This window comes from Vibrio sp. 10N.222.46.A1, from assembly GCF_041473595.1.
Classification (GTDB): domain Bacteria; phylum Pseudomonadota; class Gammaproteobacteria; order Enterobacterales; family Vibrionaceae; genus Vibrio; species Vibrio tasmaniensis_A.
In genome coordinates this window covers 1-467 of record NZ_JBFRSN010001707.1, presented here as the reverse complement: position 1 = coordinate 467, position 467 = coordinate 1, and the positions used below count along the sequence as shown (strand labels likewise).

At 43.5% G+C, this 467-nt stretch carries 1 protein-coding gene; it reads right to left on the bottom strand.

The genetic code is table 11. From position 1 onward, the window contains the following. Positions 1 to 52: 52 nt before the first annotated feature. On the bottom strand, positions 53 to 467 hold a 415-nt coding region (locus tag AB4496_RS28965), incomplete at its 5' end, for a methyl-accepting chemotaxis protein (protein WP_372133565.1).

Genomic DNA, 467 nt, shown 5'->3' with positions numbered 1-467 from the left:
GCATTAAGCATTAAGCATCAAACATTAAGTGCAAATAGCTGATAGCTAAGTGCTAAGTGCGGTATCTTGCCAAAGTTTGAGACAGAGAAACCGATGCTTCAGTCAGCTTAGATACGCCCTTTGAAGAGTTTTGAGCGACATCTTTGATTACGTCTGATTGGCCTCGTATATCATTAAGCTCAGCAGCGATGGTATTCGCTACGTTGCTTTGTTCATCAGCTGACGTTGCTATTTGTAGACTCATGTCCATTAGCGCTTGTGCGGAATCTGCAATCGAGTTTACGTCATCACCGATATGTGAAATGAGTTGGCTACTGGTTTGCGCTTGATCAACCGTTTGCACCGTGATCTTAGCAATATTTTGACTCTCTTGCTGTAAGCGTTCAATCATCGTTTGGATCTCAACTGTAGCGGATTGAGTTCTGCTAGCAAGCGTTCTTACTTCATCAGCAACAACGGCGAAACCA